1 protein-coding gene is annotated in these 358 nt (G+C 40.5%); it reads left to right on the plus strand.

Annotated elements, in window-relative coordinates:
- Nucleotides 1–290: transposase (locus tag AB4512_RS22105; protein WP_372175691.1), on the plus strand; the 290-nt coding region annotated here is incomplete at its 5' end.
- Nucleotides 291–358 lie beyond the last annotated feature (68 nt).

Consider the following 358-nt stretch of genomic DNA (forward strand, 5'->3'; position numbering starts at 1 on the left):
AGCTTGTACATCACTCAGATCGAGGTGTTCAGTACTGCTCTGTTGAATACCAAGAGTTGCATCGACAGTATGATGTATCTTGCTCAATGACTGATGGCTATGACTGTTATCAGAATGCGTTGGCAGAGAGGATCAACGGAATACTGAAGATGGAGTATCTGTTGAATAAGCCTAATGATTTAGATGAAGCAAAGAAAATGGTCGCCGAATCAGTAAAAATCTATAATGAATATAGGCCTCACACAGCTCTAAAATACAAAACGCCCGATGAAGTACATCGAGCGTTTTAGTCAATCAAGTGTCAACCCATATCAGGACGGGTCAAGTAGAAGTAGAAGTAGAAGTAGAAGTAGAAACC

It is taken from the genome of Vibrio sp. 10N.222.52.B7 (assembly GCF_041474275.1).
Taxonomy (GTDB): Bacteria; Pseudomonadota; Gammaproteobacteria; order Enterobacterales; family Vibrionaceae; genus Vibrio; species Vibrio crassostreae_C.